This window comes from Allobosea sp. GW822-FHT05A11 (genome assembly GCF_058800455.1).
Window position 1 is genome coordinate 335,687 of sequence record NZ_JBXAMI010000006.1, and the last position, 25,419, is coordinate 361,105.

Annotated in this window: 27 protein-coding genes; 11 read left to right on the forward strand and 16 right to left on the reverse strand. The window is 66.8% G+C overall.

Annotated elements, in window-relative coordinates; all coding sequences use genetic code 11:
• Positions 1–121: 121 nt before the first annotated feature.
• From AC1RLU_RS21315 to AC1RLU_RS21330, 4 genes are read left to right on the forward strand one after another with little or no spacing between them, the layout of a single operon-like run.
• On the forward strand, positions 122–2,317 hold the full coding sequence (locus tag AC1RLU_RS21315; RefSeq protein WP_492798054.1) for a TonB-dependent siderophore receptor: 2,196 nt from the start codon (positions 122–124) through the stop codon (positions 2,315–2,317).
• A gap of 8 nt (positions 2,318–2,325) precedes the next feature.
• A complete protein-coding gene (locus tag AC1RLU_RS21320) occupies positions 2,326–3,165 on the forward strand; it encodes an alpha/beta hydrolase (RefSeq protein ID WP_492798056.1) in 840 nt (279 codons plus the stop codon).
• Positions 3,162–4,274, forward strand: coding sequence for an ABC transporter substrate-binding protein (locus AC1RLU_RS21325; RefSeq protein ID WP_492798058.1), 1,113 nt, complete (start codon positions 3,162–3,164; stop codon positions 4,272–4,274). Before AC1RLU_RS21320 ends, AC1RLU_RS21325 begins: the two co-directional genes overlap by 4 nt.
• A gap of 11 nt (positions 4,275–4,285) precedes the next feature.
• The gene (locus AC1RLU_RS21330) at positions 4,286–5,392 is read left to right on the forward strand and encodes a DUF2218 domain-containing protein (RefSeq protein ID WP_492798060.1); all 1,107 of its coding nucleotides are present in this window, start codon (positions 4,286–4,288) and stop codon (positions 5,390–5,392) included.
• Here the strand turns inward: AC1RLU_RS21330 and tam are convergent, their stop codons facing one another.
• The 9 genes from tam to AC1RLU_RS21375 form a co-directional block, all read right to left on the reverse strand.
• Positions 5,393–6,178, reverse strand: coding sequence for a trans-aconitate 2-methyltransferase (gene tam / locus AC1RLU_RS21335; RefSeq protein ID WP_492798062.1), 786 nt, complete (start codon positions 6,176–6,178; stop codon positions 5,393–5,395).
• 53 nt (positions 6,179–6,231) lie between these two features.
• A complete protein-coding gene (locus AC1RLU_RS21340) occupies positions 6,232–7,026 on the reverse strand; it encodes a class I SAM-dependent methyltransferase (protein WP_492798064.1) in 795 nt (264 codons plus the stop codon).
• Between the two features lie 63 nt (positions 7,027–7,089).
• Complete coding sequence (locus AC1RLU_RS21345; protein WP_061970902.1) at positions 7,090–7,875, reverse strand: ABC transporter ATP-binding protein; 786 nt, start codon at positions 7,873–7,875, stop codon at positions 7,090–7,092.
• A gap of 3 nt (positions 7,876–7,878) precedes the next feature.
• Positions 7,879–8,922 (reverse strand): FecCD family ABC transporter permease, encoded by a 1,044-nt coding sequence (locus AC1RLU_RS21350; protein WP_492798066.1) that lies wholly within the window; start codon positions 8,920–8,922, stop codon positions 7,879–7,881.
• A 35-nt stretch (positions 8,923–8,957) separates the two neighbouring features.
• A complete protein-coding gene (locus AC1RLU_RS21355; RefSeq protein ID WP_492798067.1) occupies positions 8,958–10,094 on the reverse strand; it encodes an ABC transporter substrate-binding protein in 1,137 nt (378 codons plus the stop codon).
• A 168-nt stretch (positions 10,095–10,262) separates the two neighbouring features.
• Positions 10,263–11,303, reverse strand: coding sequence for a phosphotransferase family protein (locus tag AC1RLU_RS21360; RefSeq protein WP_492798068.1), 1,041 nt, complete (start codon positions 11,301–11,303; stop codon positions 10,263–10,265).
• A gap of 4 nt (positions 11,304–11,307) precedes the next feature.
• The gene (locus AC1RLU_RS21365; RefSeq protein ID WP_492798069.1) at positions 11,308–12,525 is read right to left on the reverse strand and encodes an acyl-CoA dehydrogenase family protein; all 1,218 of its coding nucleotides are present in this window, start codon (positions 12,523–12,525) and stop codon (positions 11,308–11,310) included.
• Positions 12,526–12,533: 8 nt separating this feature from the next.
• Positions 12,534–13,280: an SDR family NAD(P)-dependent oxidoreductase gene (locus AC1RLU_RS21370; RefSeq protein WP_492798070.1), complete on the reverse strand. Its 747-nt coding sequence runs from the start codon at positions 13,278–13,280 to the stop codon at positions 12,534–12,536.
• Between the two features lie 133 nt (positions 13,281–13,413).
• Positions 13,414–13,620: a CsbD family protein gene (locus tag AC1RLU_RS21375; protein ID WP_492798071.1), complete on the reverse strand. Its 207-nt coding sequence runs from the start codon at positions 13,618–13,620 to the stop codon at positions 13,414–13,416.
• Positions 13,621–13,754: 134 nt separating this feature from the next.
• Here AC1RLU_RS21375 and AC1RLU_RS21380 point away from each other — a divergent pair, with 134 nt between their 5' ends.
• Both AC1RLU_RS21380 and AC1RLU_RS21385 read left to right on the forward strand, forming a co-directional pair.
• A complete protein-coding gene (locus tag AC1RLU_RS21380; protein WP_492798073.1) occupies positions 13,755–14,096 on the forward strand; it encodes a hypothetical protein in 342 nt (113 codons plus the stop codon).
• A gap of 90 nt (positions 14,097–14,186) precedes the next feature.
• Positions 14,187–14,522 (forward strand): GIY-YIG nuclease family protein, encoded by a 336-nt coding sequence (locus AC1RLU_RS21385; RefSeq protein WP_492798075.1) that lies wholly within the window; start codon positions 14,187–14,189, stop codon positions 14,520–14,522.
• A 31-nt stretch (positions 14,523–14,553) separates the two neighbouring features.
• On the opposite strand, the gene lepA is transcribed toward AC1RLU_RS21385, so the two are convergent.
• A complete protein-coding gene (gene lepA, locus AC1RLU_RS21390) occupies positions 14,554–16,359 on the reverse strand; it encodes a translation elongation factor 4 (protein WP_091857385.1) in 1,806 nt (601 codons plus the stop codon).
• 106 nt (positions 16,360–16,465) lie between these two features.
• Here lepA and AC1RLU_RS21395 point away from each other — a divergent pair, with 106 nt between their 5' ends.
• A complete protein-coding gene (locus tag AC1RLU_RS21395) occupies positions 16,466–17,065 on the forward strand; it encodes a helix-turn-helix domain-containing protein (RefSeq protein ID WP_492798227.1) in 600 nt (199 codons plus the stop codon).
• The gene (locus AC1RLU_RS21400) at positions 17,062–17,598 is read left to right on the forward strand and encodes a GNAT family N-acetyltransferase (RefSeq protein ID WP_492798078.1); all 537 of its coding nucleotides are present in this window, start codon (positions 17,062–17,064) and stop codon (positions 17,596–17,598) included. The genes AC1RLU_RS21395 and AC1RLU_RS21400 overlap by 4 nt, the downstream gene beginning before the upstream one ends.
• A 3-nt stretch (positions 17,599–17,601) precedes the next feature.
• Here AC1RLU_RS21400 and AC1RLU_RS21405 read toward each other — a convergent pair whose 3' ends face one another.
• Together AC1RLU_RS21405 and hrcA are read right to left on the reverse strand one after the other, a co-directional pair.
• Positions 17,602–17,850 carry a DUF3297 family protein gene (locus tag AC1RLU_RS21405; RefSeq protein WP_061970923.1) on the reverse strand — a complete coding sequence of 83 codons (249 nt, stop codon included), beginning with the start codon at positions 17,848–17,850 and terminating at the stop codon, positions 17,602–17,604.
• Positions 17,851–17,940: 90 nt separating this feature from the next.
• On the reverse strand, positions 17,941–19,026 hold the full coding sequence (gene hrcA, locus AC1RLU_RS21410) for a heat-inducible transcriptional repressor HrcA (RefSeq protein WP_492798080.1): 1,086 nt from the start codon (positions 19,024–19,026) through the stop codon (positions 17,941–17,943).
• 144 nt (positions 19,027–19,170) lie between these two features.
• On the opposite strand from hrcA, the gene rph reads away from it, so the two are divergent.
• Genes rph through hemW form a run of 3 tightly spaced genes read left to right on the forward strand, consistent with a single transcriptional unit; the run spans position 19,171 to position 21,733 of the window.
• The gene (gene rph, locus AC1RLU_RS21415; RefSeq protein ID WP_061970926.1) at positions 19,171–19,887 is read left to right on the forward strand and encodes a ribonuclease PH; all 717 of its coding nucleotides are present in this window, start codon (positions 19,171–19,173) and stop codon (positions 19,885–19,887) included.
• 2 nt (positions 19,888–19,889) lie between these two features.
• Positions 19,890–20,537, forward strand: a complete 648-nt coding sequence (gene rdgB / locus AC1RLU_RS21420; protein ID WP_492798082.1) for an RdgB/HAM1 family non-canonical purine NTP pyrophosphatase — start codon at positions 19,890–19,892, stop codon at positions 20,535–20,537.
• Positions 20,534–21,733, forward strand: a complete 1,200-nt coding sequence (hemW, locus tag AC1RLU_RS21425; RefSeq protein WP_492798084.1) for a radical SAM family heme chaperone HemW — start codon at positions 20,534–20,536, stop codon at positions 21,731–21,733. Before rdgB ends, hemW begins: the two co-directional genes overlap by 4 nt.
• A 115-nt stretch (positions 21,734–21,848) precedes the next feature.
• On the opposite strand, the gene AC1RLU_RS21430 is transcribed toward hemW, so the two are convergent.
• From AC1RLU_RS21430 to ugpA, 4 genes are read right to left on the reverse strand one after another with little or no spacing between them, the layout of a single operon-like run.
• Positions 21,849–22,928 carry a sn-glycerol-3-phosphate import ATP-binding protein UgpC gene (locus AC1RLU_RS21430; protein ID WP_142114291.1) on the reverse strand — a complete coding sequence of 360 codons (1,080 nt, stop codon included), beginning with the start codon at positions 22,926–22,928 and terminating at the stop codon, positions 21,849–21,851.
• 7 nt (positions 22,929–22,935) lie between these two features.
• Positions 22,936–23,784, reverse strand: coding sequence for a sn-glycerol-3-phosphate ABC transporter permease UgpE (ugpE, locus tag AC1RLU_RS21435; RefSeq protein WP_142114290.1), 849 nt, complete (start codon positions 23,782–23,784; stop codon positions 22,936–22,938).
• Positions 23,784–24,533 (reverse strand): creatininase family protein, encoded by a 750-nt coding sequence (locus AC1RLU_RS21440; RefSeq protein WP_492798087.1) that lies wholly within the window; start codon positions 24,531–24,533, stop codon positions 23,784–23,786. Before AC1RLU_RS21440 ends, ugpE begins: the two co-directional genes overlap by 1 nt.
• Positions 24,533–25,414, reverse strand: coding sequence for a sn-glycerol-3-phosphate ABC transporter permease UgpA (ugpA, locus tag AC1RLU_RS21445; protein WP_061970941.1), 882 nt, complete (start codon positions 25,412–25,414; stop codon positions 24,533–24,535). The genes AC1RLU_RS21440 and ugpA overlap by 1 nt, the downstream gene beginning before the upstream one ends.
• Positions 25,415–25,419 lie beyond the last annotated feature (5 nt).

Consider the following 25,419-nt stretch of genomic DNA (forward strand, 5'->3'; position numbering starts at 1 on the left):
CGAAACGCGACCGAAAGAAATACTGCCGCGATCGAAAGCCAAGCGCGTTGCCGCCCTGGCAGCCTTCCTGAAAGAACCCCGGAGACGCGGCGCCAGAAGCGCCAGGGGCAGGAATACAGGCATGACCGGGATCAACAGCAGCAATCGCGCGATGGGGCGGGCCGGTGTGGCGCTGGCCGCTCTCCTCGTCGGCGGGGCGGGCACGGCGCTGGCGCAGGGCGCCGGGGCGACCCAGGCCGGCACGGCGATCGGCCTCGACACCATCGAGGTCCAGGGCGAGCGCGCCAGCGGCCCGGTCAACGGCTATGTCGCCCGCCGCAGCGACACCGCGACGAAGACCGACACGCCGATCATGGAGACGCCGCAATCGATCACGGTCGTCACCCGCGACCAGATGGACGACCAGGGCGCGACCACGGTCAGCCAGGCCCTGCGCTACAGCGCCGGCGTGCTCGGCGAGACGCGCCTGTCCTCGGGCGGCCGCTATGACAGCGTCTTCATCCGCGGCTTCGGTGGCGCCGGAACCGGCGCCGGCTTCGTCAACAATCTCGACGGCCTGCGCTACCTGCGCGGCGTCAACTTCCTCGTGCCCTCCTTCGAGCCCTGGGGTCTGGAGCGGGTCGAGGTGCTGCGTGGCCCGTCCTCGGTGGTGTTCGGGCAGGTCAAGCCCGGCGGCCTGGTCAACATGGTCAGCAAGCGCCCGCGCGACGAAAAGCACGGCGAGATCCAGCTCCGCATCGGCGAAAGGCAGCGGGCCGAGATGGCCTTCGATGTCGGCGGACCGATCGATCCGCAGAAGACCTGGCTCTATCGCGTGGTCGGCCTCGGCCGGACGGCCGATACCCAGGTCGACTACACGCAGGACCAGCGCATCTTCATCGCGCCCTCCGTCACCTATCGGCCGAACGGCGCGACGACCTTCACGCTGATGGCGTCGTTCCAGCGCGACCCTGAGACCGGCTTCTACGGCTTCATCCCCGCGGTCGGCACCGTCCTGCCGAGCCGCGCCGGCCGCATTCGCAGCGAGTTCTTCCCCGGCGAGCCGCGTTTCGAGGGCTACAGCCGCAACCAGGCCAATCTCGGCTGGGCCTTCGAGCATCGCTTCAACGACATCTTCACCTTCCACCAGAACGTCCGGCTCTCCGATCTCGAATCGCGCTTCCGGACGGTGGCTGTCGGCGGCATCGCGGCCGACCAGAAGACGCTGACCCGCCGCGTCACGATGTCGAACGAGAAGGCGCGCACCGCCGGCATCGACAACCAGCTCCAGGCCGATTTCCGCACGGGCCCGCTGACCCACAAGGTGCTGTTCGGCGTCGACGGATACTGGACCGACGGCACCGCCTTTACCGGCGCCGGCGGCACGGTGCAGACGCTCGACTTCACCAACCCGGTCTACGGCCGCCTGCCCTTCGCCCTGCCCGCACTGGCCGGCACAAAGCAGACCACGGCCCAGTACGGCATCTACCTGCAGGACCAGATCAAGCTCGACCGGCTCTCGCTGGTCGTCGGCGGACGCTTCGACCGGGCCGAGGCCCGCACCCGGGCGATGAACACGGGCGTGCTGACCAAGCAGGACGATACCGCGCGCACCGGCCGCGTCGCGCTGATGTACAATTTCGACAACGGCTTCGCGCCCTATGCCAGCTATTCGACCTCGTTCGATCCGCAGGCGGGCACGACCTTCACTGGGACGCCGTTCAAGCCGACCGAGGGAGAGCAGTTCGAGGCCGGCTTCAAATACGAGCCGCCGGGCATGAACGCTTTCCTGCAGGCCTCGGTCTACCAATTGACTCAGACCAACGTTCCGACGACCGACCTCGCCCATCCGACCTTCCAGATCCAGACCGGCGAGGTCCGCGCGCGGGGCATCGAGGTCGAGGCCCGTGCGACCGTGTTCGACAATCTCGATCTCGTCGCGGCCTATACCTATACCGATGCCGAGGTGACCAAGAGCAGCGGCGTCGACTTGCACAAGCGCCCGACCGTCGTGCCGCGCCATACCGCAGCGCTCTGGGGGCATTACACCTTCCGGACGGGCCTGCTCTCGGGCCTCGGTCTCGGCGCGGGCGTCCGCTATGTCGGCAGCGGCGCCGGCGACCCCGCCAACACCTTCTCCACATCGGCCTACACGCTGGTCGATGCCGCCATCAGCTACGACCTCGCCGCGGCCAGCCCGGCGCTCAAAGGCTGGAAGGTGCAGGTCAACGCCCAGAACCTGTTCGACAAGGAGTATATCTCCGGCTGCTACGGCACGACGCAGTGCTCCTTCGGCCTGCGCCGCACGGTCCTCGCGACACTGTCCTACCGCTGGTGAGGTCGCCGATGCAGCCGGACAGCCCTCCCGATATCGGCCTCGCTCCCGTCACGCTGCCGCAGGCCTGGCAGTGCGACTTCGCGGCCCGGGACGGGTCGCGCTACCGGCTGCTGATCTCCGTGCCGGAAGGCCCTGCACCGGCACGCGGTTTTCCAAGCCTCGTGCTGGTCGACGGCCATGCACTGTTCCCGGTGGCCGCCACGGCCGCCCGCCTGCAGGCGCAGCGCCCGGAAGCGACCGGCGTCGGCCCGGCCGTCGTCATCGGCATCGGCTATCCCGATGAACGGCCCTTCGATGCGGAGCGGCGCCAGCGCGACCTCCTGCCCGTCCCCGGCGGCGCCGACCGCTTTCTCGACGTGATCATCGACGAAATCCTGCCTGCCGTCGCACGGATCGCGCCGCTCGACCCGGCCCGGCGGGCACTGGCCGGCCATTCCTATGGCGGGCTGTTCGTGCTGCATGCACTGTTCACCCAGCCCGGCCTGTTCGAGGCCCATGTCGCCGGCAGTCCCTCGATCTGGTGGCAGGACCGCGCCATCCTCGCGAGCGAGGAAGCCTTCCGCCGTGGCGACTCCGGCCCTGCCGGGCGGCTTCTGATCACGATCGGCAGCCATGAGCAGGCGCCCGCCCTCGCCGTTACCCTGCAGCGGGCCGAGCGGCTCGCACGCGCACGGATGCGCGACAATGCCGCCGAGATGGCGGAACGCCTGAGCGCGTCCGGCTGCGTCGATTGCAGCTTCACCGAATTCCCCGGCGAGAACCATGTCTCGGTGATCCCATCGATGCTCTCGCGCACTGTGGCCTTCGCGCTCGCCGGCACGGCCCAGGACAAGGCGGCGGCAGCATGATGCTCGACAGACGCTCGCTGATCCTGGGCGGCTTGAGCCTGCCGGTGCTGCCCGCCATGGCCGCCGCGCCGGTCGTCGCCACCGATGTCCTCGGCCGCACCGTCAGGCTCGCCGCGCCGGCGAAGCGCATCGTGCTGGCGCAGGGCCGCCAGCTCAACGCGCTCGGCCTGATCCATCCCGATCCCGTCAGCATCCTCGCCGGCTGGGGCAGCGATCTCGAACGGCAGAACCCGGACGGTCTTGCCCGCTACCGGGCGCGCTTCCCGGCGATCAATGCGCTTCCCCTCGTCGGCGACGGCGGGACGGCTGCCGGGTTTTCGCTGGAAAAGGCGATCGCGCTCGGGCCGGATCTCGTCGTGGTCAGCAAATCGCTCGCCGGAACGCGCCGCGGCCCCGGCGATCTCGTCGAGAAGCTGGAAGCCGCCGGCATTCCCGTGGCAGTCGTCGATTTCTTCCTGGAGCCGCTGCGCGACACCGTGCCGAGCCTCAGGGCGCTCGGCATCCTCACCGGGCAGCAAGAGCAGGCGGAAAAGCTGATCGCCTTCTATGAAGAGCGGATGAAGCGGATCGCCAGCCGGGTCGCGGACGCGAAGCGCCCGTCCGTCTTCATCCATGCCCATGCCGGCGGCTACGATTGCTGCATGACGGCCGGACAAGGCACGTTCAACGAATTCATCCAGGCCGCGGGCGGGCGCAACATCGCCGCCGCGATGCTGCCGGGCGCGACCGGGCAGATCGGGCTGGAACAGCTCATCGGCGCCGATCCGGACGTCTATATCGCGACCGGTGGCACGCATCTGGCCAAGCTCGGCGGGCTCGTGCTCGGCCTCGGCGTCAGCGAGACCGATGCGGCCGAGAGCTTCGCCAAGCTGCTGGGCACGCCCTCGCTCAAGATGCTCAGCGCCATCGAGAAGCGCCGCGCCTTCGGCTTCTGGCACCTGTTCAACGACACCCCGCTGCATGTCGTCGCGATCGAGGTCCTCGCGAAATGGCTCCATCCGGAGCGCTTCGCCGATATCGACCCGGCCGCGACGCTTGCCGAGGGCGCCCGCTTCTCGGCGATCCCGCTCGACGGGACGCTCTGGATCGCGGCGGCGCCCAAGCCCTGACGGAGACGACCATGCTGGCCACCTCGACCCGGATCGCGCTCGCCAACCCGGCGGGCGTCCTGAAGCCGCTCTGCGAGCATCTCGTCGAGCATGAGGCCGTCATCACGGAACAGGGCGACACGACGCTCATCGCGCTGGACGGCAGCCACGCGCGGATCGAACTCACGACAGCCGCGCTCGATGTCCATGTCGAGGCGCCGGACCTCTCCACGCTGCTCGGGATGAAACGCGCCATCGCCAGCCATGTCATCGAATTCGCCCCGAAGGACACCACGCCGGAGATGCGCTGGACCGGCGACGGCACCGGCCCCGCCCTGCCGCCAGAATTCCGCATCCTGACCGTCACCGGCGTCGAACGGATCACGCCGCATATGGCCCGGATTCGGTTCACGGGCGAAAATCTCGCCCGCTACGACCAGATCGACGCGCTGCATGTGCGCCTGTTCATCCCGCCGGTCGGCGTGAACGAGCCGAGCTGGCCGATGGTCGGCGATGACGGCCTGCTGCTGCCCTCGCCAGCCGAAACCAAGCCGCTGGTGCGCAAGTACATGATCCGCGAGATCGACGTCGCTGCCGGCACGCTCGCCCTCGATTTCGTGCTGCATGAGGATGCCGGGCCGGGCTCGGCCTTCGCCTTCCGCGCCAAGCCCGGCGACCGGATCGGCATGGCGGGACCGGGCGGGCGCGGCCTCAAACCGGCCGAACGCTATGTCTTCCTCGCCGACGAGACCGGTTTGCCCGCCGTCGCACGCATGCTGGAGAACCTGCCGGCGCAGGCCAAGGGGCAGGTCTTCATCGAAGTCGCCGATGCCGGCGAGGAACAGCCCCTGCGCCATCCGGCCGGCATGGCGCTGACCTGGCTGCATCGCGGGGACGCCGCGCCGGGCAGCCTGCCGCTGCTGCAGGATGCTTTCGCGACCATCGACTGGCCGGCCGACGGGCCCTCGGCCTATCTCTGGGCTGCCGCCGAGCATGCGACGTTCAAGGCGATCCGGGCGGCCTCTCGCGGCAAGCTCAGGCCGGAGCGCGACCAGAACCTCGTCGTCAGCTACTGGCGCGCCGGGGCTTCCGACGAGGAGCATGTCGCTGCGAAGAAGGCTGAAGCCGCGAAGGGCTGATCAGCCCTCCCGCACCGCGACGATAAACAGGCGCGGGAAGCGCAGCAGCACCTTGCCGTCGCTCTCGACGGGGTAATGCGGCGCGATGCGCTCGAGATAACGCGCGATGAACCCCTGCTGCTCCTCGGCCGACAGGCGGTCGAGATAGGGCTTCAGGCCCGTGCTTTTGAACCATTCGGCGATGGCTTCGCGATTGGCGAGCGCATGGACATAGGTCGTCTGCCAGATATCGACGCGGCAGCCCGCTTCACCGAGCCAGCGCCGATAGTCGCCGAAGGAGCCGATCGTGGCGCGCTCGGCCTTGGCATTGGCGAGCTTCTCCGCCCAAGGGCCATCGGCCGCGACCTCGCGCATCGCGACATGGGAGGGCTCGTGGAGATTGTTCGGCATCTGCACGGCGAGGCAGCCGCCTGATGTCAGCGAGCGCGCCAGACGCGGGAACAGAGCCGCGTGATCGGGCAGCCATTGCAGCACGGCATTGGCGAAGATCAGGTCATAGCCCGCCGCATCCGACCAGCTGTTCACGTCTCCGAGGACGAAGGAGAGGTTCGGCAGGCGCTTGCGCGCCTTCTCCAGCATGTCCGGCGAGGAATCGAGGCCCTCATTGATGGCGCCGGGGAAGCGTGCGGCGACCAATTCCGTGCTGTTGCCGGGGCCGCAGCCGAGATCGATGCAGCGCCTGGGCTCGCTCAGCGGCACGCGGGCAAGAAGATCGGCGGGCGGGCGGGTCCGCTCGTCCTCGAAGCGCAGATATTGCGCGGCGTCCCAATCCGGCTTGGCGTTCATCGCTTGCTCCTGTCGCGGCGCACTGCCTGAAGAAGCGGCGCGCTCCGCTTCTTCTAGCGCGAAACGGCGGCGTCGGCAGGCTTGCGCGCCAGAAGGGCGAAGCGGGTCGACGAGGCCAGCCTGATCGCGTCATGCAGGGGCGCAGCGCGCTGCTGCTCGCGCACGACCTGATGGTAATCGGCCGAGACGATGTCGGTGAAGCCGGCTGCCGTCAGCATCGCTTCGAGCTGCTGCCGGCTCAAGCCGTCCTTGAAGTAGAAGCGGCTGGTGATCGAGGCATGGGTATCGGCGTCGATCTGGTGGACGGCCGCGCCGCGCTTCGCGCGCAGCCAGCTGCCGAAGCGATTGACCAGCGCCTGCCAGCGCGTGCGGTTGACCCAGTCGCCGTCGATGATCAGCAGGCGCCCGCCGGGGCGCAGGACGCGGAACCACTCACTGAGCGCCGCTTCCGGATCCGTCAGGGTCCAGACGAGGTGGCGGGTGATCGCCGCATCATAGCTCGCGTCTTCATCGAGCAGGCGCTCGGCGTCGCCGAGGCGGAAGCGCGCGGCCTTGCCGTGCTTGGCGCGGGCGCGCTCCAGCATCGCCTCGGAGAAATCGAGCGCGGTGACGCGGTGCTTCAGCGAGAGCAAGGCGCGGGTGATCTCGCCGGTGCCGCAGGCGAGGTCGAGCACGTCGAGCGGCTCGCGACCGAAGGAATCGCCGATCAGGCGCTGGAAGGCCTTCAGTTCGCGATCCGACTTGATCGCGTGACCGAAGGAGAGATCGAAGCTCTCGGCCCGCGCCGACCAGTAGGCGCGGATCTCTTCCTTCAGGGTGAAATTGTCGTGCGTTGAGGGAGCGGACATGGCTTTAGAGGCTTTCTCGCATTTTCTTCACGCGAACCGGTACCCACTTCGCTCGAAAATGCTTCAGTGAACCTGGATATAGGGCTCGACCAGAAGCGTGCCCCGGGCCGAATGCTCCAGATGCACGCCGACGGCATATGTCTCCGAGACCGCCTCATGCGCAAGCACCTCGGCGGGCGCGCCGGCCTGCGCGATGCGCCCGGCATTCATCACCAGCACCCGGTCGGCGAAGCGCGCCGCGAGCGAGAGATCGTGGATCGCGACAACCGTGACGATGTCGCGCCGGCGCGTCGCCTCGCGGATCGTCGCCATGACGTCGAGCTGGCGGCGGACGTCGAGGGCACTGGTGGGTTCGTCGAGCAGGAGCACGTCGGGCTCGCGCACCAGCGCCTGGCCGATCGCGGCAAGCTGGCGCTGGCCGCCCGAGAGCGTGGCGATATCGCGCGAGGCGAAGGGGGCCAAGCCGAGCTCCTCGATCACCGCCTCGACGGCGCGGGTATCCTCGGGCGAGGCCGCAAGCGCATAGCCGCGATGCAGGCTTTTGCGGGCCAGCAGGATGATGTCGAAGACCGAGAGCGCGACGCGCGCGCCGGTATCCTGCGCGAGATAGAAGACCTTGCGCGCCCGCTCACGCTGCGAGAGCTGCGAGAGGTCATGGCCGTCGAGCGCGACCGTGCCGCGCTCGGCCCGCAGCAGGCCGGCGGCACAACGGAACAGGGTCGACTTGCCGGAGCCGTTGGGGCCGACCAGCGCAGCGAGCTCGCCGCGCGGCAAGGCCTGCGTGCCCAGCCCCTGCAGGATCGGTGTCGCACCATAGCGGAAATCGAGGTCGCGAATCTGCAAAGCCATGGCTCAGACTCCCCTGCCGCGGATCGACATCACCAGGCTGATGAAGAAGGGCACGCCGATCAGCGCGGTGATGATGCCGATCGGATAGATCACGCCCGGCGTGATCACCTTCGAGACGGTCGAGGCGAGCGAGAGCAGCACGGCGCTGGCGATCGTCGCCGTCGGCAGGAAGAAGCGCTGGTCCTCGCCGACGAGCAGCCGCGCGATATGCGGGCCGACGAGGCCGATGAAGCCGATGCCGCCGACGAAGGAGACCGAGACCGCCGCCAGCAGCGAGGTCGCGATCAGGATTTCCAGCCGCAGGCGATCGACACGGACGCCGAGGCTCTCGGCCCGCTCGTCGCCGAGGCGCAAGGCTGTCAGCGCCCAGCCGCGCATCAGGAAGAACGGCAAGGCGAGCGCGATCAGGAGAGCGGCGACGCCGACCTTCTCCCAGCTCGCGCGGGCGAGGCTGCCCAGCGTCCAGAACACGATCTGGGTGAGCTGCACCTCGTTGGAGCGGTATTGCAGCAAAGCGGTGATGGCGTTGCAGGTGAAGAGCAGGGCGATGCCGACGAGGATCATCGTCTCGGGGCTGACGCCGCGCAGCTTGGTCATGAAGAACAGCACGAGCGAGGCCGACAGCGCGAAGATGAAGGCATTGGCGGTCACGATATAAGGACCGGCGCCGGGGATGACGCTCCAGCCGAAGACGATCGCGACGGAGGCGCCGACCGTCGCAGCGGCGGAGACGCCGAGCGTGAAGGGATCGGCCAACGGGTTGGCAAGGATGGTCTGCATGCCCGCGCCACTGAGCCCCAGCATGGCGCCGACCGCCATCGCCATCAGCGCGATCGGCAGGCGCAAATCCCAGACGATGACGGAGAGCCGCGGCGCCGCCGATTGCGGATCCACCAGCGTGCGCAGGACATCGCCGAGCGGGAGATTGCCCGGCCCGATCGAGACGTCGAGCGCCAGCGCGACGGCGAGCGCGACGACGCCGATGAGGACGAGCTTCAGCCGGCGCGCATTGCGCCGGCGATAGTCCCCGGTGGCGGTTGCCGTCATGGGCAGGGTCGCGGCCATCGTCGCTCAGGCCGCCGTCACTGGAGCCTGGCCCAGAACACGCCGGAATAGGAGATCGGCAGGAATTTTTCGTGGAATTCCTTGAAGACCGCCTCCGGATCGACGTCCTTGAACCGGTCCGGATAGAACTCCTTCGCCATAGCGAGCTCGGCGATGAAGTAATAGGGCATGTCGTAGAACTGATGGTAGAAGGCCATCACCTTCTTGCCCTGCACCGCCTTGAGCTGCTGGAAGCCCGGGCGGTTCATCAGCGCCACCAGCTGCTTCTGCACCTGCTCCGGCGTCGCGTCATAGCCGAGAGCGACCGCGCTGCTGCCGGGATTGCTGCCGTACCAGTTGGCGCCGGTGAGGAAATAGACGTCCGGATTATCGGCGAGCACCTTTTCCTGCGCGGCCTGCGCCTGGAAGGCGGAGAAGAACTGGCTGCCCCAGTTGCGGCCGCCGGCCTCCTCGATATAGCGACCGAAATTGAAGGGGCCGAAGGTGGCGCAACACGGCAGCAGGCCGGCGGCGCGCTCGACGAAGACCATCGGCTTCTGCTTGTCGGGGATCGAACCGACGCGGGCGTAGATGCTGCGGGTCTGGCGCAGATAGTAATCAGCGAAGGCGTTCGCCTCCTTCTCGCGGCCGAGGATGCGGCCCAGCAGCTGCACGCTCGGCAGGACGTTCTGGGTCGGGTCCTGGCGGAAATCGACGAAGACGGTGGTGATGCCGGCCTTCTCGAGCTTGGCGAGCAGCCCCGTCTCCTGCGCCTTGAAGTAGTTTGAGAGGTCGAGAATGTAGACCTCGGTGCCGAGCGAGGCGATCTTCTCCATGCTGACATCGGCGGCATAGGGGTTGCCCATGTTGGCGATGTCCTTGGCCTTCGGGAACTTGGCGAGATATTTCTGCCAGGCGCCCGGATCGTTCTCGATCAGGTCGTTGCCCCAGCCGACGACGCGCTTGAACGGGTCCTCGCGGTCGAGCATCGCGAGCGTATAAAGCTGGCGGCCCTCGCTCAGCACGATCTTCTGGGGATCGCGGGTGACGTTGACGACGCGACCGGCGAGATCGGTGACTTCGATCGTTTCGGCAGCGGCGGCACCCGCAAACAACACGGACGCGCCGAACAGGACGGCGGAAGACAGACGGGCAAGCCAAAGGGGAGCGGGCATCGGAAGAGCATCCTGCCGGGAAAGATGCCCTCGCGCTAACACAGCCCGTCTTGGGACGGCAAAGTAATTCTGCTTGTTTTGAATCGATCTAAATTAGATCTATTCTAGAATTCATTGAGAGTGACATCGAGCCTTGAAGACGACTCTCTTGCGAATCCTATCATCGTCTTACTCAACCGAGGCGTTCCGGCCCTCCATCGCCTCGCGCGCCCGCACGGCGAAACGCCGGGCGAGCGGCGCGACCTCGGCCGCGTTGGCGGCCGAAGCCGTGCCGGCGCGGACCCGGTCGGCGATGCCGACGAAGATCACCGCGAAGCGGAACAGCGCGAAGACGAGATGGAAGCGCAGCAGCGGCGCCGTCGGCACGGCATGAGCATAGTAATGCGCGAGGAACTCGGCCTCCGTGGGAATGCCGAGCGCGGCCCGGTCGAGGCCGAGAATGCCGCCGTATTCGTCGGGCGCGGTGTGCCAGGGCATGGCGCAGTAACCGAGATCGGCGAGCGGGTGACCAAGCGTCGACAGTTCCCAGTCGAGGATGCCGATCACTTCGGGCTTGTCCGGATGGAAGAGCAGGTTGCCGAGCCTGAAATCGCCATGGGCGATCGAGACCTGGCCGTCATCATCGGGCAGATGCGCCGGCAGCCAGTCGGCGACCGCCTCCAATTCCGGGATCGGATCGCCCGGCGATTCCCGGAGCTGCTTGGTCCACCGCGCGATCTGGCGCTCGAAATAATTGCCCGGCCGACCGAAATCACCGAGGCCTACCGCGTCGGGGCGCACCGCATGCAGCTTCGCCAGCGCCTCGGCCATGCCGAGATAGAGACCGCGCCGCTCGGCCGGCTCCAGCCCCGGCAGCGCGCAATCATGGAAAACCCGGCCTTCCAATCGCTCCATCAGGTAGAAGGGCGTGCCGAGCGGCTCGGGATCGGCATGGAACAGCACGGCGCGCGGCACCGGCACATTCGTCTTCGACAACGCTTCGAGCACGCGAAACTCGCGGTCGATCGCATGGGCACCGCGCAAGATCGGCCCGGCCGGCTGCTTGCGCAGCACGAGGCGGCGGCCCCCCCAACCGACGAAATAGGTCGGGTTGGACTGGCCGCCGCCGATGCGTTCGAGGGCAAGCTCGCCAGCCCCGAAGCGCTCCCGCAGGAGATTCTCCAGGGCGGCCGGATCAAAATCGACAGTGGAAAGCGCCGGCGCTGCCATCGCCTCAGCCCTGCGGCTGTCCGGCCACGGGCCAATGCCAGAAATCCCGGCCCTCCTGCGTAAGGAAGCGGTTCAACACCATCTTGTGGACCTCGTCGGCGCCATCGACCAATCGTGCCTGCCGGGCATAGCGGTAGATCCATTCGAGGACAGTGTCCTTCGAGTAGCCGCGCGCGCCATTGACCTGGATCGCGACATCGGCGGCATCGTGCAGGACATTGGCGACCTGGACCTTGGCCATCGAGACCTCCTTGCGGGCGAAGCCGCCGCGATCGAGCTCCCAGGCCGCCTTCATCACCAAGAGGCGGCCGATCTCGATGCGCATCGCGAGGTCGCCGAGCTTGAGCTGGATGCTCTCGCGATCGGCGAGGCGCTGGCCGAAGCCATGGCGCTCGGCAGCATAGGCCTGCGCGATCTCGATGCAGCGCTTGGAGAGGCCGAGCCAGCGCATGCAATGGGTCAGGCGTGCCGGGCCGAGGCGGACCTGCGTCACCTTCATGCCCTTGCCCTCGCCGGCCAGCACGTTCTCGACCGGAATTTCGAGCCCGTCGAATTCGATCTCGCAATGGCCGCCATGCTCCTCCGGGCCCATGATCTCGATGCGGCGCAGGATGCGCCAGCCCGGCTGGTCGGCATGGAAGAGGAAGGCGGTGAGGCCGTTGCGCGGATCGTCCGAGGTGCGGGCGATGAGGATGAAGTGCTTCGCTTCCTCCGCGCCGGTGATGAACCATTTGCGGCCGCTGACCACATACTTGTCGCCGCACCGCTCGGCCTTCGTCAGGATCATCGAGGGATCGGAGCCGCCGCCCGGATGCGGCTCGGTCATGGCGAAGGCAGAGCGGACCCTGCCCTCGACGATCGGCTTCAGCCAGCGCTCTTTCTGCTCGGGCGTGCCGAGCGCCTCCAGCACCATCATGTTGCCGTCGTCGGGCGCGGCCGAATTGAACACGACCGGACCGAAGATCGAGCGGTTCATCTCCTCGTAAGCGACCGCCATGCCCATCTTGCCGAGGCCGGCACCGCCGGTCTCCGGCTTGAGCTGCAGGCACCAGAGGCCCGCGGCACGGGCCTTGGCCCGCATCGTGTCGAGCAAAGGCAACGCGATGTTGCCATGGGCGTCGTAGGAGGTTTGATCCGCTTCGAGCGGCAGGATCTCGCGCTCGACGAAGGCGGCGATGCGCGCGCGATAATCCTCGATGCGGGGGGAAATCTCGAAATCCATGGCGGTGCTCACAAGGACGAAACGAGGTGGCCGCCATCGACCTCGATGGTGGAGCCGGTGATGTAGCTGCCGGCGCTCGACGCAAGCAGCAGCAGGGCGCCGTCGAGTTCCTCCGGCTGTCCAAGTCTGCGCTGCGGGATGCGCTTGATCAGCTGCAGCCCGGCTTCGGTCGCGAAGAAATCGCGGTTGATGTCGGTCTCGATATAGCCGGGGCAGAGCGCGTTGACGCGAATACGATCGCGCGCCCATTCGAGCGCGAGCGCCTTGGTCAACTGGATCACGCCTGCCTTCGAGGCCGCATAGGCGCTGACGCCGCCAGCGACGCGATGGCCGAGGATCGAGGCGATATTGACGATTGTGCCACCGGTGCCGCTCTCGCTCATGCCGCGCGCCACCGCCTGAGCGACGAGGAAGACGCCCTTCAGATTGGTGTCGAGCACCGCGTCCCACGCCGCTTCGGAGAGATCAGCGGCCGGCCCGGCACCGCTGACGCCGGCATTGTTGATCAGGATGTCGAAATGCCGGCCCGCGAGCGCCCCCGCGACCGAGGCTGCGTCAGCCACGTCAAGCACAAGGCCTTTCGCGCTGCCGCCCGCCCTGGCGATCTCCGCGCCCGCCTCATCCAGGGCGGATTGTCTGCGGGCCGCCAGCGTGACCTCCACACCATGATGCGCGAGCAGCCTGGCGAAATGCAGCCCCAGCCCACCGGACGCACCTGTCACTAGGGCCGTCTTCCCCGAAAGATCCTCGAACATCAGGCATCCCGCTTCGAACAGCCGTAACTGTCGGCCGGTTGTCGGCCGCGATCAAGGCGCCCGCCATGCAAAAAGCCCGACGCATCGCGCCGGGCTTCTGCCAATTCATGACGGCCGATCGACGGCCGCCCCGTTACTGCCAGGTCTGACGGCCGTACCAGTCGTCGACATCGCTGCGGGCCTTGTCCTTGGCGAGGCCGTAGCGCTCCTGGATCTTGCCTTCGAGCTGGTCGCGCTTGCCGGCAATGACGTCGAGATCGTCATCGGTCAGCTTGCCCCACTGCTCCTTGACCTTGCCCTTGAGCTGCTTCCAGTTTCCTTCGACGCGGTTCCAGTCCATCAGGACCTCCTCATGCGAGTGTGGATTCAGGGAAACAACGCCCCAGTGGCTGGATTGTTCACTGACCGCCTCATCAGAACGGCGGATGCGCGGCAATCCGGACGCGATCGATGATGAAGCGAAGGAGATGATCCATGCGCTTCCTCGTCCTGATATCGCTGATCGCGACGCTTGCAGGCGGTCTCGGCCCGGCCGCAGCTCAATCCCAGCAGCAGCAGAACGTCATGACCCATATCGGCCGCGCCGTGGCGCTCAACAACAAGTGCCCGGCGCTGAAGCCGAACAACCTGATCATCGGGATGGTGACGCGCCAGCACGGCATCGCCATGAACCGTGCGCCCTATAGCGACATCATCGTCGCCAAGGGCGCGGACTACGCCCGCGAGATCGCCGCGCTCGATCAGCAGGCGGCCTGTGATCTCGGGCGGAAGCTGTACGGCCCGCAAGGCGAGAAGGTGCCGAACTTTCTGCGTTAAGGCCGCAACTTATAAATACCCGGATAAAAATCTTGCCTTATTAAAACCCGGGCATTATTGAGCGCCCATCGAACAGGATGGGTTGCACCGATGCAGATCGCGAACAGGAAGGCGGCCACGGCCGCCTACAAGGGACGGAAGACGGTGGCGGGCATCTTCGCCTTCCATTGCGAGGCGGCCGGGCTGACCTGGGTCGGCCGCGCGCCCGATCTTTCAACCATCGAGAACCGGCTGCGCTTCACGCTGCGTCATGGCAGCCACCGCCAGCGCAGCCTGCAGACCGCCTGGAATGCGCATGGCGCCCACGCCTTCCGCTTCGAGGCGCTCGAAAGGCTGGAAGACGAGGACATCGCCTATGTGCTGGATCGCGTGCTGAAGGAGCGCCTCGCCCATTGGCAGGCGAAGCTCGGCGCCGAGGCGCTTTAAGCAACAGTATGAAGCGGCGCTGGCGCGCCGCTCAATCGTCCATCTTGAGGGCGGCGATGAAGGCTTCCTGCGGGATTTCGACCTTGCCGAACTGCCGCATCTTCTTCTTGCCTTCCTTCTGCTTCTCCAGAAGCTTGCGCTTTCGGGTGGCGTCGCCGCCATAGCACTTGGCGGTCACGTCCTTGCGCAGGGCGCGGATGGTCTCGCGGGCAATGATCTTGCCGCCGATCGCCGCCTGGACCGGGATCTGGAACATGTGCGGCGGGATCAGGTCCTTGAGCTTCTCGCACATGGCACGGCCACGGGCATCGGCGCGCGAGCGATGGACCAGCATCGAGAGCGCGTCGACCGGCTCGGCATTGACCAGGATCGACATGCGCACGAGGTCTCCCTCGCGATAATCGGTGATCGCATAGTCGAAGGAGGCGTAGCCCTTCGAAATCGACTTGAGCCGGTCGTAGAAATCGAACACGACCTCGTTGAGCGGCAGGTCGTAGACGACCTTGGCGCGCGAGCCGACATAGGACAGGTCGGTCTGGATGCCGCGGCGGTCCTGGCAGAGTTTCAGCACGGAACCGAGATACTCGTCGGGCGTGAAGATCGTCGCCTTGATCCAGGGCTCCTCGATGAATTCGATCTTCATCACGTCCGGCATGTCGGCCGGGTTGTGCAGTTCGAGCGTCGAGCCGTCGCGCAGCTTGAGGTGGTAGACCACCGACGGCGCGGTCGAGATCAGGTTGAGATTGAACTCGCGCTCCAGCCGCTCCTGGATGATCTCCAGATGCAGCAGCCCGAGGAAGCCGCAGCGGAAGCCGAAGCCGAGCGCGGCCGAAGTCTCCATCTCGTAGGAGAACGAGGCGTCGTTCAGCCGCAGCCGGCTCATCGCGGCGCGCAGCACCTCGAAATCGGCGGCGTCGACCGGGAAGATGCCGCAGAACACCACCGGCTGCACCGGCTTGAAGCCCGGCAGCGGTTCGGCGATCGGCTTCTTCTCGTCGGTGATGGTGTCGCCGACGGCGGTATCCGCGACTTCCTTGATCGAGGCGGTGAAGAAGCCGACCTCGCCGGGGCCGAGCTGCTTGACCTCGGTCATCTTGGGCTTGAACACGCCGACGCGATCGACGCCATAGGAGGCGTTGGCCCGCATCATCCGGATCGTCATGCCCTTCTTGAGCACGCCATCGATGACGCGCACGAGCACGACGACGCCGAGATAGGCGTCGTACCATGAGTCGACCAGAAGGCACTTGAGCGGCGCATCGGGATCGCCCTTCGGCGCCGGCAGCTTCTCGACGATCGCCTCCAGCACGCCCTCGATATTGAGGCCGGTCTTGGCCGAGATCGGCACGGCCTCGGACGCATCGAGCCCGATCACGTCCTCGATCTGCTGCTTGATGCGCTCCGGTTCGGCGGCCGGCAGGTCGATCTTGTTGAGGACGGTGACGATCTCGTGGTTGGCGTCGAGCGCCTGGTAGACGTTGGCAAGCGTCTGTGCCTCGACGCCCTGCGAGGCGTCGACCACCAGCAGCGACCCCTCGCAGGCCGCGAGCGAGCGCGAGACCTCATAGGCGAAGTCGACATGGCCGGGGGTGTCCATCAGGTTCAGGACATAGTCCTTGCCGTCCTTGGCCCGGTAATCCAGCCGCACCGTCTGCGCCTTGATGGTGATGCCGCGCTCCTTCTCGATATCCATCGAGTCGAGGATCTGGTCGCTCATGTCGCGGGCCGCGACGGTGCCGGTCTGCTGGATCAGACGGTCGGCCAGCGTCGACTTGCCGTGGTCGATATGGGCCACGATCGAGAAGTTGCGGATATTGTCGATGGAACGGGTGCTCATGCGCGCGCCATAGCAGTGATGCTGCGTGGCGCCAAGCGGCTGGCCGCAAAAGGCTCCTTCTATGGCCGCACTTGCAATTCCAATATCTAAGAATTATTCTCAGTTGATGGAGATCGACCACAACACCGAGATCGACCGGCTGCTCGGGCAGCGCCTCAAGGCGGCCCGCCAGCGCCATGGCCTGACGCTCGATGCGCTGGCCGAGCGCAGCGGCGTCAGCCGCGCCATGATCTCCCGCGTCGAGCGCGGCGAATCGAGTCCGACGGCGGCACTGCTGGTCCGGCTCGGCTCGGGACTCGGCCTCTCGCTCTCGGCGCTGCTGGAAGAGGATGCAGGAAGCGGGCCGCTGGCGCGCCGCGACGCGCAACCGGTCTGGCGCGATCCAGCGAGCGGCTATCTGCGCCGCAACGTCTCGCCACGCGGGACAGGGTCGGGCTTCGAGATCGTCGAGGTCGAATTGCCCGGCGGAGCGGAAGTGCGGCTCGACAACGCGACCGGTGCGGCGGCGCTCGACCAGCAGATCTGGGTGCTGCGCGGACAACTCGACCTCACCGTTGAAGGCATCCGCCACGAACTGGCCGAGGGCGACTGCCTGCAGATGCACCTGCGCGGCGCGATCATCTACCGCAATCCGGGCACCGCGCCCGTCCGCTACGCCGTCATCCTCGTCGCGGGAAGCGGCGCCTTTCCGGGACATATCGCATGAACGCGTGCGCTTTCACCGTTGCCATCGAGACACTCGATGGAGAGGCGGCCCTGGCCGCCACCCCGGCGCTGGCCAAGATCCTGCACGACAGCGTCGCCAACGGTGCTTCGGTCGGCTTCATGAGCTGGAACACCGCCGCCGACTACGAACGCTTCTGGCGCGATGTCGCGGCGGGCGTCGCGGGCGGACAAGTCATCCTGCTGATTGCCCGAAACGAGGACGGCATCGTCGGCACGGCACAGCTTCACCTGATCGGCAAATCGAACCAGCCGCACCGGGCCGAGATCGCCAAGGTGCTGGTGCATTCGCGCGCGCGGCGGCAGGGCATCGGCGAGGCGCTGATGCAGCGCGCCGAGGCGATCGCGCGGGAGAAGGGTCGCGACCTGCTGGTGCTCGACACCGACGAGCACGGCGCCGCGCGCCGGCTCTACAATCGACTCGGCTGGATCGAGGCCGGCACCATCCCGCGCTATGCGCTGATGCCGGATGGCGCCGATTGCGGCTCGACGTTTTTCTACAAGAGCCTCGCCTGAGGCTCAGCCTTCGGCGCTGCCGCGGATGTAGGGCTCGACAGGGCCCTTGAGCGTGATCGTCATCGGCCGGCCGAAGCGGTCCTTGGCATTGCCGGCAGAGACCTTCACCCAGCCCTCGGAGACGCAATATTCCTCGACATTGGTCTTCTCGACGCCCTTGAAGCGGATGCCGATATCGCGCGCCAGCACCTCTTCGTTATAGAAGGGGCTGTCCGGGTTGACGGAGAGACGGTCGGGAAGCTGCTCGGACATGGGTCTCGCACCTGAATTGCGGAAACTGTTGCTTTGCCCGCTCGATAACCGCTTCCGCCCGCAAAGCCAACTCAGGGACTTGAGGCTGGCTTAGCGGCTGCCGTCGAGCAGCCGCCCGACGACCTTGGCGGTATAATCGACCATCGGAACGATGCGGGCGTAGTTCAGGCGCGTCGGCCCGATAATGCCGACCACGCCGACGATGCGCTGCTCGGCGTCGCGGAAGGGCGCGGCGACCATCGACGAACCCGACATCGAGAACAGCTTGTTCTCCGAGCCGATGAAGATGCGCACGCCGTCCCCCTGCTCGGCGCGGGTCAGGAGATCGATGACATCGGTCTGCGTCTCCAGATCGCCGAACAGCATGCGGATGCGCTCGAGATCCTCCTGCGCCCGGAGATCGTCGAGCAGGTTGGCCTGGCCGCGCACAATGAGATGGCGGTCGCTGCCGGGGCCGGCCTGGGTCGCGATGCCGCTTTCGACGAGCCTGGCCGTCAGCACGTCGAGCTCGCGCTCCATCAAGGCGTGCTGCCCGCCGATCTCGCCGCGCAGTTCGGCGAGCGTCTTGCCGAGGATGCGGGCGTTCAGGAAATTCGCGGCCTCGCTCAGCGCCGAGGCCGGCAGCCCGGGCGGGAGCGCCAGCAGGCGGTTCTCGACCGTGCCGTCCTCCGAGACGAGCACGACGAGGGCGCGCAGCGGATCGAGCCGCACGAACTCGATATGCTTCAGCCGGACATCGGCCTTGGTGGTGACGACGACGCCGGCGCCGCGCGACAGGCCGGAGAGCAGCGCAGAGGCCTCCGTCAGGGTCTGGTCGAGATTGCGGTTGCTGGCGGCGACCCTGATCTGGGCCTCGATGCGCGAGCGTTCGTCGGCGGTGAGATTGCCGACCTCCATCATCGCGTCGACGAAGAAGCGCAGGCCCCGCTCGGTTGGCAGGCGACCGGCCGAGGTGTGCGGCGCATAGATCAACCCAGCCAGCTCCAGATCGGTCATGACATTGCGCACCGTCGCTGGCGAGAGCGCCATCGGCAGCAGGCGGGCGATGTTGCGCGAGCCGACGGGCTCGCCCGTCGTCAGATAGCCGTCGACGATCTGGCGAAAGATCTCGCGCGAGCGCTGGTCGGTCTCGACCAGGCCGCTGATCGTCTCGGGGCGGGGCGTATGGGCGCTCATGAACCTTTTTCAGGCGAAATGTCGGTCTCGTCCTATTGTCGTCACGACGGAGGCGCGGATCAAGGGGCAAGCCCCGCCCGCGCCTTGCCGTGCGCGGCGCAAGCGCCTACAAGCCGCCACTTCCCCGCAAGACAGGACAGTTTCATGCGACCCTCCAAACGCGCCGCCGACGAGATGCGCAAGGTCACGCTCGAACGCGGCGTGGTGCGCTATGCCGAGGGGTCCTGCATGGTGACGTTCGGCGAGACCAAGGTGCTCTGCGCCGCGACCGTCGAGGAAAAGGGGCCGCCGTGGCTGCGCGGCACCGGCAAGGGCTGGGTCACCGCCGAATATTCGATGCTGCCGCGCGCCACGCATGAGCGGACGCGCCGCGAGGTCACCTCCGGCAAGCCTTCGGGCCGTACGCAGGAAATCCAGCGCCTGATCGGCCGTTCCTTGCGCGCCGTTGTCGACCTGACCGCGATCGGCGAGCGCCAGATCGTCGTCGATTGCGACGTGCTGCAGGCCGATGGCGGCACGCGCACGGCTTCGATCACCGGCGCCTGGGTCGCGCTGCATGACGCGCTGAAATGGATGGAAGGGCGCGGCCTGCTCAAGGGCACCAACCCGCTCAAGGACCATGTCGCCGCGATCTCCTGCGGCATCGTCGCCGGCAACCCGGTGATCGATCTCGACTATGTCGAGGATTCCGGCGCGCAGACCGACGCGAATTTCGTCATCACGGGCTCCGGGGGCATTGTCGAGGTTCAGGGCACGGCCGAAGGCGCGCCCTTCTCGGAAGAAGAGCTGCTCGCGCTGCTCAAGCTCGCCAAGGGCGGTGTCGCCAAGCTCGTCACGCTGCAGAAGGCGGCGGTGGCCTGAGCATGAGCCCGCATCGCCTCCTCACCGGCAAGGTCGTGATCGCGACCCATAACCAGGGCAAGTTGCGCGAAATGCGCGAGTTGCTGGCGCCCTATGGCATCGAGCTCGTCTCGGCCGGGGAGCTCGGCCTGCCCGAGCCGGTCGAGGATGGCTACATGTTCTCGGAGAATGCGGCGATCAAGGCCGTCGCCGCGGCGAACGCCAGCGGTTTGCCGGCGCTCTCCGACGATTCCGGCATCTGCATCGACGCGCTCGACGGCGCGCCCGGCCTGTTCTCGGCCAACTGGGCCGGGCCGGGCAAGGATTTCGCCCCGGCGATCGGGCGGGTGCAGATGGAACTGGCGAAGCGCGGCGCCACCACGCCCGAGACGCGCAAAGCGCATTTCGTCTCGGCGCTGGTCATCACCTGGCCGGACGGACATCAGGAGCTGTTCGAAGGCCGCGTCTTCGGCACGGTGACCGAGCAGGCGCGCGGCCTGGGCGGCTTCGGCTACGATCCCATCTTCCTGCCCGACGGGCATGACAAGACCTTCGGCGAGATGACGGCGCAGGAGAAGCACGGCATTCCGGCCGATGGCTCGCCCGGGCTGTCGCATCGCGCGCGAGCCTTCCATGTCCTCGCTGCCGCTTGTCTGAGGAAGCCGGCGTGAGCGCCCCGGCCGCCCTCACTGAGCGGCCTTCCACCTCGCATCCGACCGCGGATGCGGGCTTCGCCGTTTATGTGCATTGGCCGTTCTGCCTGGCCAAATGCCCCTATTGCGACTTTAACTCGCATGTGCGGCTGCAGCCGCCGGACCAGCAACGCTATATCGCCGCCTTCCGGCGCGAGATCGCGCACCGGGCGGCGCTGGTGCCCGGCCGCACGGTCTCCTCGATCTTCTTCGGCGGCGGCACGCCCTCGCTGATGGAAGGCCGCACGGTCGGCGCGATTCTCGACGCGATCGGCGAGCACTGGGCCGTCGATCCCAATTGCGAGGTCTCGCTGGAGGCCAACCCGACCAGCGTCGAGGCCGGGCGCTTCCGCGATTTCCGGGCTGCGGGCGTCAACCGCGTCTCGCTCGGTGTGCAGGCCCTGAACGATACCGATCTCAAGGCGTTGGGCCGGATGCATTCGGCCGAGGAGGCGCTGGCAGCCGTCGCGATCGCGCGGCAATATTTCGAGCGCTATTCCTTCGACCTGATCTATGCCCGCTCACCCTTGCAGACGCCGGCCTTGTGGCGCGCCGAGCTGGAGCTGGCGATCAGCCATGCGGCCGAGCATCTCTCGCTCTACCAGCTCACCATCGAGCCCGGCACCGCCTTCGAGCGGCTGTTCCGCGCCGGCAAGCTCGCCATCCCCGATCACGATGCGGGTGCGGCGCTCTACGAGACGACGCAGGAGATCACCGCCAGGCACGGCCTGCCGGTCTACGAGATCTCGAACCACGCGCGAACCGGCGCCGAATGCCGGCACAATCTGGTCTACTGGCACTATGGCGAATATGCCGGCATCGGCCCCGGCGCCCATGGCCGGTTGGTGACGGCTAAGGGCCGCATGGCGCATTCCACGGAGAAGCGGCCGGAAGTCTGGCTGGAACGCGTCGAAGCAGAGGGCCATGCGCTGGTCGAGAACGACCGGCTCAGCGAGGAAGCCCAGGGCGACGAATATCTGCTGATGGGCTTGCGCCTCGTCGAGGGCATCGATCCGCAGGTGTTCAAGGCGCTGTCGGGGCGCGCGCTCAACGCCAGGCGCGTCGGCAGCCTGATCGAGCAGAAACTGCTGATGGAACGCGCAGGCGGGCGGCTCGCGGCAACGCCTGATGGCGCGCTGCTGCTCGATGCGCTGGTGGCCGATCTGGCGGCTTGAAGCTTGCCGTCATTCTCGGGCAGAGCGAAGCGCAGACCCGAGAATCTCATGACGAGAAGTAGCCGGTTTCCAAGATGCTCGGGTCAAGCCCGAGCATGACGGCACCCTTGCAGGCTCAGCCCTTCCCCAGCCGCACGCCCGTCTTCGGATCGAAGATGTGGATCTTGTCGGGATCGACGGTGATCCAGAGCCGGCCTTCCTGCGCCGCGACCTCGCCCGTCGCCGCCTGCATCACGAACGGCTGGCCGGCGAGCTTGCCGTGGAAGAGCTGGGTCGCACCGAGCTCCTCGATGAACTCGACGTCGAAGGGCAGCGAACCGGCCTGGCCTTCGGAGGCGATCTCGACATCCTCGGGGCGTAAGCCCACCTCGACCGGGGCCTGCGCCGCGAGATCCTCGCGCAGATCGCGCACCTCGATGATCGCGTCGCCGAGCGCGACGATGCCGGGGCCGTCGACCATGCCGGGCAGGATGTTCATCGGCGGCGAGCCGATGAAGGTCGCGACGAACTTGCTCGCCGGCTTGCGGTAGACCTCGGCCGGCAGGCCGATCTGCTCGACCTGGCCGGCATTCATCACCACGAGCTTGTCGGAGAGCGTCATCGCCTCGACCTGGTCGTGCGTGACGTAGATCGCGGTGACGCCCAGCGCGCGCTGCAGCTTCTTGATCTCGACGCGCATCTGCACGCGCAGCTTGGCGTCGAGGTTGGAGAGCGGCTCGTCGAAGAGGAAGACCTGCGGCTTGCGCACGATGGCGCGGCCCATCGCGACGCGCTGGCGCTGGCCGCCGGAGAGCTGGCGCGGCCGGCGCTCCAGGAAGGGCTCGATCGCCAGGATGCGGGCGGCTTCCCGCACCCGCTTGTCGATCTCGTCCTTCGGCGTGCCGCGATTGCGCAGGCCATAGGCCATGTTGTCGTAGATGTTCATATGCGGGTAGAGCGCATAGTTCTGGAACACCATGGCGATGTCGCGGTCGGCCGGCTCGATCTCATTGACGACGCGGCTGCCGATCGACACCTCGCCCGACGAGATCGTCTCCAGTCCGGCGACCATGCGCAGCAGCGTGGACTTGCCGCAGCCGGAGGGGCCGACGAGCACGCAGAAGCCGCCGTCGGGGATGTCGAACGAGACGCCCTTCACGGCCTCGACGCCGCCGGCATAGACCTTCTTGACGTTGGTGAGGGTGACCTGAGCCATTCGCGGGTTACTTCTCGGTTTCGACCAGGCCCTTTACGAAGAGCCTCTGCATGGCGATGACGACGAGGACGGGCGGCAGCATGGCCAGCATGGCGGTGGCCATGGCGAGCTGCCATTCCGTCAGGGCGTCGGCGGTGACGATCATCTTCTTGATGGCGATGACGATGGTCTGCATCGAGTCCTTCGTCGTCACCAGGAGCGGCCAGAGATACTGGTTCCAGCCATAGATGAACTGGATGACGAAGAGCGCCGCGATCGTCGTCATCGAGAGCGGGAGCAGCGTGTCCTTGAAGAACCTGAACGGGCCGGCGCCATCGATCTTCGAGGCCTCAAGCAATTCGTCCGGGATCGTCATGAAGAACTGGCGAAAGAGCAGCGTGCCGGTCGCCGAGGCGATCAGCGGGATGGCGAGGCCCTGATAGGTGTCGAGCATGTTGAGATCGGAGACGATCTTGAAGGTCGGGAAGATGCGGACCTCGACCGGGAGCATCAGCGTGATGAAGATGATCCAGAACGCCGCCATGCGGAACGGGAAGCGGTAATAGACCACCGCATAGGCCGAAAGCACGGAGATGAAGATCTTTCCGAGCGCGATCGCCATCGCCATGATGAAGGAATTCAGCATCATGTGGATGACCGGCTCGCGCGTCGTGCTCGACGTGCCCACGAACAGGATGCGGTTGTAGTTCTCGAAGAAGTACGGGCCGGGATAGAGCGGCATCTGGCCGTTGATCACGGTCGCGGCGTCCCAGGTCGAGGCGACGAAGGTCAGCCAGACCGGGAAGGCGACGATCAGCACGCCGATCGTCAGGATGACATAGGCGATCAGGTCGCCCAGGCGGCGGTCCTCGACCATCAGGCGGCCCTCTCCATCGCACGCAGCAGATCGGCCAGCGCATCGGCGCAGGCATCGAGACAGGCCTGGCCCTTCTGCGGCGTGGCGCGGCGGGCATCGCCGACCACGCCGGTCTCGGTCATCTCCCGGAAGGAGCGGTGGCGCGAAACGACCTGCCGGCGGGGCGCACGGTCCAGCGCGCCGAAGGCTTCGGACAGGCGCGGCTCGCGGACCGAGCCCGGCGCCAGCACCATCATCATCGAGGTCTCGACCTCGCAGGCATGCTGAACGCCCTTCTGGTCCTCCAGGAGAGGGCCGAGCGCCTGTTCGGCCAGCATGAAATAGGTGGTCGCCTCGACATGCAGCCGCGTCTCGCGGGCGAAATCGGGCAGGAAGGCGGTGAGCGCAGCAATGTTGCCGCCATGGCCGTTGACGATCAGCACGCGGTGGAAGCCGTGGCGCTCGATGCTCTTCAGGAAAGACAGCAGCACCGCACGGTAAGTCGGGATGTCGAAGGTAAAGGTGCCGCCGAAGGCCATGTGGTGCTCGGCCATGCCGCACCAGAGCGTCGGCGCCACGACGACGTCGACATCATCGGCCCGCTCGGCCGCCGCCTTGCAGACGCCGCCGCACAGGATGGTGTCGACACCGACGGGCAGATGCGGGCCGTGCTGCTCGATCGAGGCGACGGGAAGGACGACGATCGCGTCCGCCGCCGCCTTGACCCGCAGTTCCTCGGCGGTCAGGTCCTGCCAGAGTACGGAGGCCATCAGTAGCTCACCTTGCGCTCGATGAAGCGGAACTGCACCGCGGTCAGTCCGATCACCATGATCAGCAGCAGCACCGATTGCGCCGCCGAACCGCCGAGATTGGAGCCGCCCTTGCCGTCGGAGAAGACCTTGTAGACCAGCGTCTCGGTCGCGCCCGAGGGGCCGCCCCCGGTCACCGTGTCGATGATGCCGAAGGTGTCGAAGAAGACGTAGACGATGTTGACGACGAGCAGGAAGAAGGTCGTCGGCGAGAGCAGCGGGAAGACGATGGTCCAGAACCGGCGCATCGGCCGGGCGCCGTCGATCACCGCCGCCTCGATCACGCTCTTGGGGATCGATTGCAGGCCGGCGAGGAAGAACAGGAAATTGTAGCTGATCTGCTTCCAGGTCGCGGCGAGGATGACCAGCAACATGGCGTGGTTGCCGTTGAGACGCGGATTCCACGGGATGCCCAGCGATTGCAGGCCCCGCGCGAGCATGCCGAGCGAGGGATCGAACATGAACAGCCAGAGCACGCCCGCGATGGCGGGCGCCACTGCATAGGGCCAGATCAGCAGGGTCTTGTAGATCTCGGCACCGCGGATCTGCCGGTCCGCCATCACGGCGAAGAGCAGCGCGATCGAGAGCGAGAGAACGCAGACGAAAGTGGAAAAGATGGCGGTGTTGACGAAGGCCTTGAGATAGCCGGGATCGGCAAAGAGCGCCTGGTAGTTCTCGAACCAGACGAACTGCGTCGAGATGCCGAAGGCATCCTCGAGCAGGAAGCTCTGCCAGACCGCCTGGCTCGCCGGCCAGTAGAAGAACACGATGGTGATCGCGAGCTGCGGCAGAAGCAGCAGGAAGGGGATCGTCAGCCCCTTGAAATATGCGTTCTTCTGCATCGGCT

What these genes read in the sequence shown, in the direction of transcription:
- AC1RLU_RS21315 (WP_492798054.1), top strand. Translation starts at nt 122, where the DNA reads ATGACCGGGATCAACAGCAGCAATCGCGCGATGGGGCGGGCCGGTGTG.
- AC1RLU_RS21320 (WP_492798056.1), top strand. Translation starts at nt 2,326, where the DNA reads ATGCAGCCGGACAGCCCTCCCGATATCGGCCTCGCTCCCGTCACGCTG.
- AC1RLU_RS21325 (WP_492798058.1), top strand. Translation starts at nt 3,162, where the DNA reads ATGATGCTCGACAGACGCTCGCTGATCCTGGGCGGCTTGAGCCTGCCG.
- AC1RLU_RS21330 (WP_492798060.1), top strand. Translation starts at nt 4,286, where the DNA reads ATGCTGGCCACCTCGACCCGGATCGCGCTCGCCAACCCGGCGGGCGTC.
- tam (WP_492798062.1), bottom strand. Translation starts at nt 6,178, where the DNA reads ATGAACGCCAAGCCGGATTGGGACGCCGCGCAATATCTGCGCTTCGAG.
- AC1RLU_RS21340 (WP_492798064.1), bottom strand. Translation starts at nt 7,026, where the DNA reads ATGTCCGCTCCCTCAACGCACGACAATTTCACCCTGAAGGAAGAGATC.
- AC1RLU_RS21345 (WP_061970902.1), bottom strand. Translation starts at nt 7,875, where the DNA reads ATGGCTTTGCAGATTCGCGACCTCGATTTCCGCTATGGTGCGACACCG.
- AC1RLU_RS21350 (WP_492798066.1), bottom strand. Translation starts at nt 8,922, where the DNA reads ATGACGGCAACCGCCACCGGGGACTATCGCCGGCGCAATGCGCGCCGG.
- AC1RLU_RS21355 (WP_492798067.1), bottom strand. Translation starts at nt 10,094, where the DNA reads ATGCCCGCTCCCCTTTGGCTTGCCCGTCTGTCTTCCGCCGTCCTGTTC.
- AC1RLU_RS21360 (WP_492798068.1), bottom strand. Translation starts at nt 11,303, where the DNA reads ATGGCAGCGCCGGCGCTTTCCACTGTCGATTTTGATCCGGCCGCCCTG.
- AC1RLU_RS21365 (WP_492798069.1), bottom strand. Translation starts at nt 12,525, where the DNA reads ATGGATTTCGAGATTTCCCCCCGCATCGAGGATTATCGCGCGCGCATC.
- AC1RLU_RS21370 (WP_492798070.1), bottom strand. Translation starts at nt 13,280, where the DNA reads ATGTTCGAGGATCTTTCGGGGAAGACGGCCCTAGTGACAGGTGCGTCC.
- AC1RLU_RS21375 (WP_492798071.1), bottom strand. Translation starts at nt 13,620, where the DNA reads ATGGACTGGAACCGCGTCGAAGGAAACTGGAAGCAGCTCAAGGGCAAG.
- AC1RLU_RS21380 (WP_492798073.1), top strand. Translation starts at nt 13,755, where the DNA reads ATGCGCTTCCTCGTCCTGATATCGCTGATCGCGACGCTTGCAGGCGGT.
- AC1RLU_RS21385 (WP_492798075.1), top strand. Translation starts at nt 14,187, where the DNA reads ATGCAGATCGCGAACAGGAAGGCGGCCACGGCCGCCTACAAGGGACGG.
- lepA (WP_091857385.1), bottom strand. Translation starts at nt 16,359, where the DNA reads ATGAGCACCCGTTCCATCGACAATATCCGCAACTTCTCGATCGTGGCC.
- AC1RLU_RS21395 (WP_492798227.1), top strand. Translation starts at nt 16,466, where the DNA reads ATGGAGATCGACCACAACACCGAGATCGACCGGCTGCTCGGGCAGCGC.
- AC1RLU_RS21400 (WP_492798078.1), top strand. Translation starts at nt 17,062, where the DNA reads ATGAACGCGTGCGCTTTCACCGTTGCCATCGAGACACTCGATGGAGAG.
- AC1RLU_RS21405 (WP_061970923.1), bottom strand. Translation starts at nt 17,850, where the DNA reads ATGTCCGAGCAGCTTCCCGACCGTCTCTCCGTCAACCCGGACAGCCCC.
- hrcA (WP_492798080.1), bottom strand. Translation starts at nt 19,026, where the DNA reads ATGAGCGCCCATACGCCCCGCCCCGAGACGATCAGCGGCCTGGTCGAG.
- rph (WP_061970926.1), top strand. Translation starts at nt 19,171, where the DNA reads ATGCGACCCTCCAAACGCGCCGCCGACGAGATGCGCAAGGTCACGCTC.
- rdgB (WP_492798082.1), top strand. Translation starts at nt 19,890, where the DNA reads ATGAGCCCGCATCGCCTCCTCACCGGCAAGGTCGTGATCGCGACCCAT.
- AC1RLU_RS21430 (WP_142114291.1), bottom strand. Translation starts at nt 22,928, where the DNA reads ATGGCTCAGGTCACCCTCACCAACGTCAAGAAGGTCTATGCCGGCGGC.
- ugpE (WP_142114290.1), bottom strand. Translation starts at nt 23,784, where the DNA reads ATGGTCGAGGACCGCCGCCTGGGCGACCTGATCGCCTATGTCATCCTG.
- AC1RLU_RS21440 (WP_492798087.1), bottom strand. Translation starts at nt 24,533, where the DNA reads ATGGCCTCCGTACTCTGGCAGGACCTGACCGCCGAGGAACTGCGGGTC.
- ugpA (WP_061970941.1), bottom strand. Translation starts at nt 25,414, where the DNA reads ATGCAGAAGAACGCATATTTCAAGGGGCTGACGATCCCCTTCCTGCTG.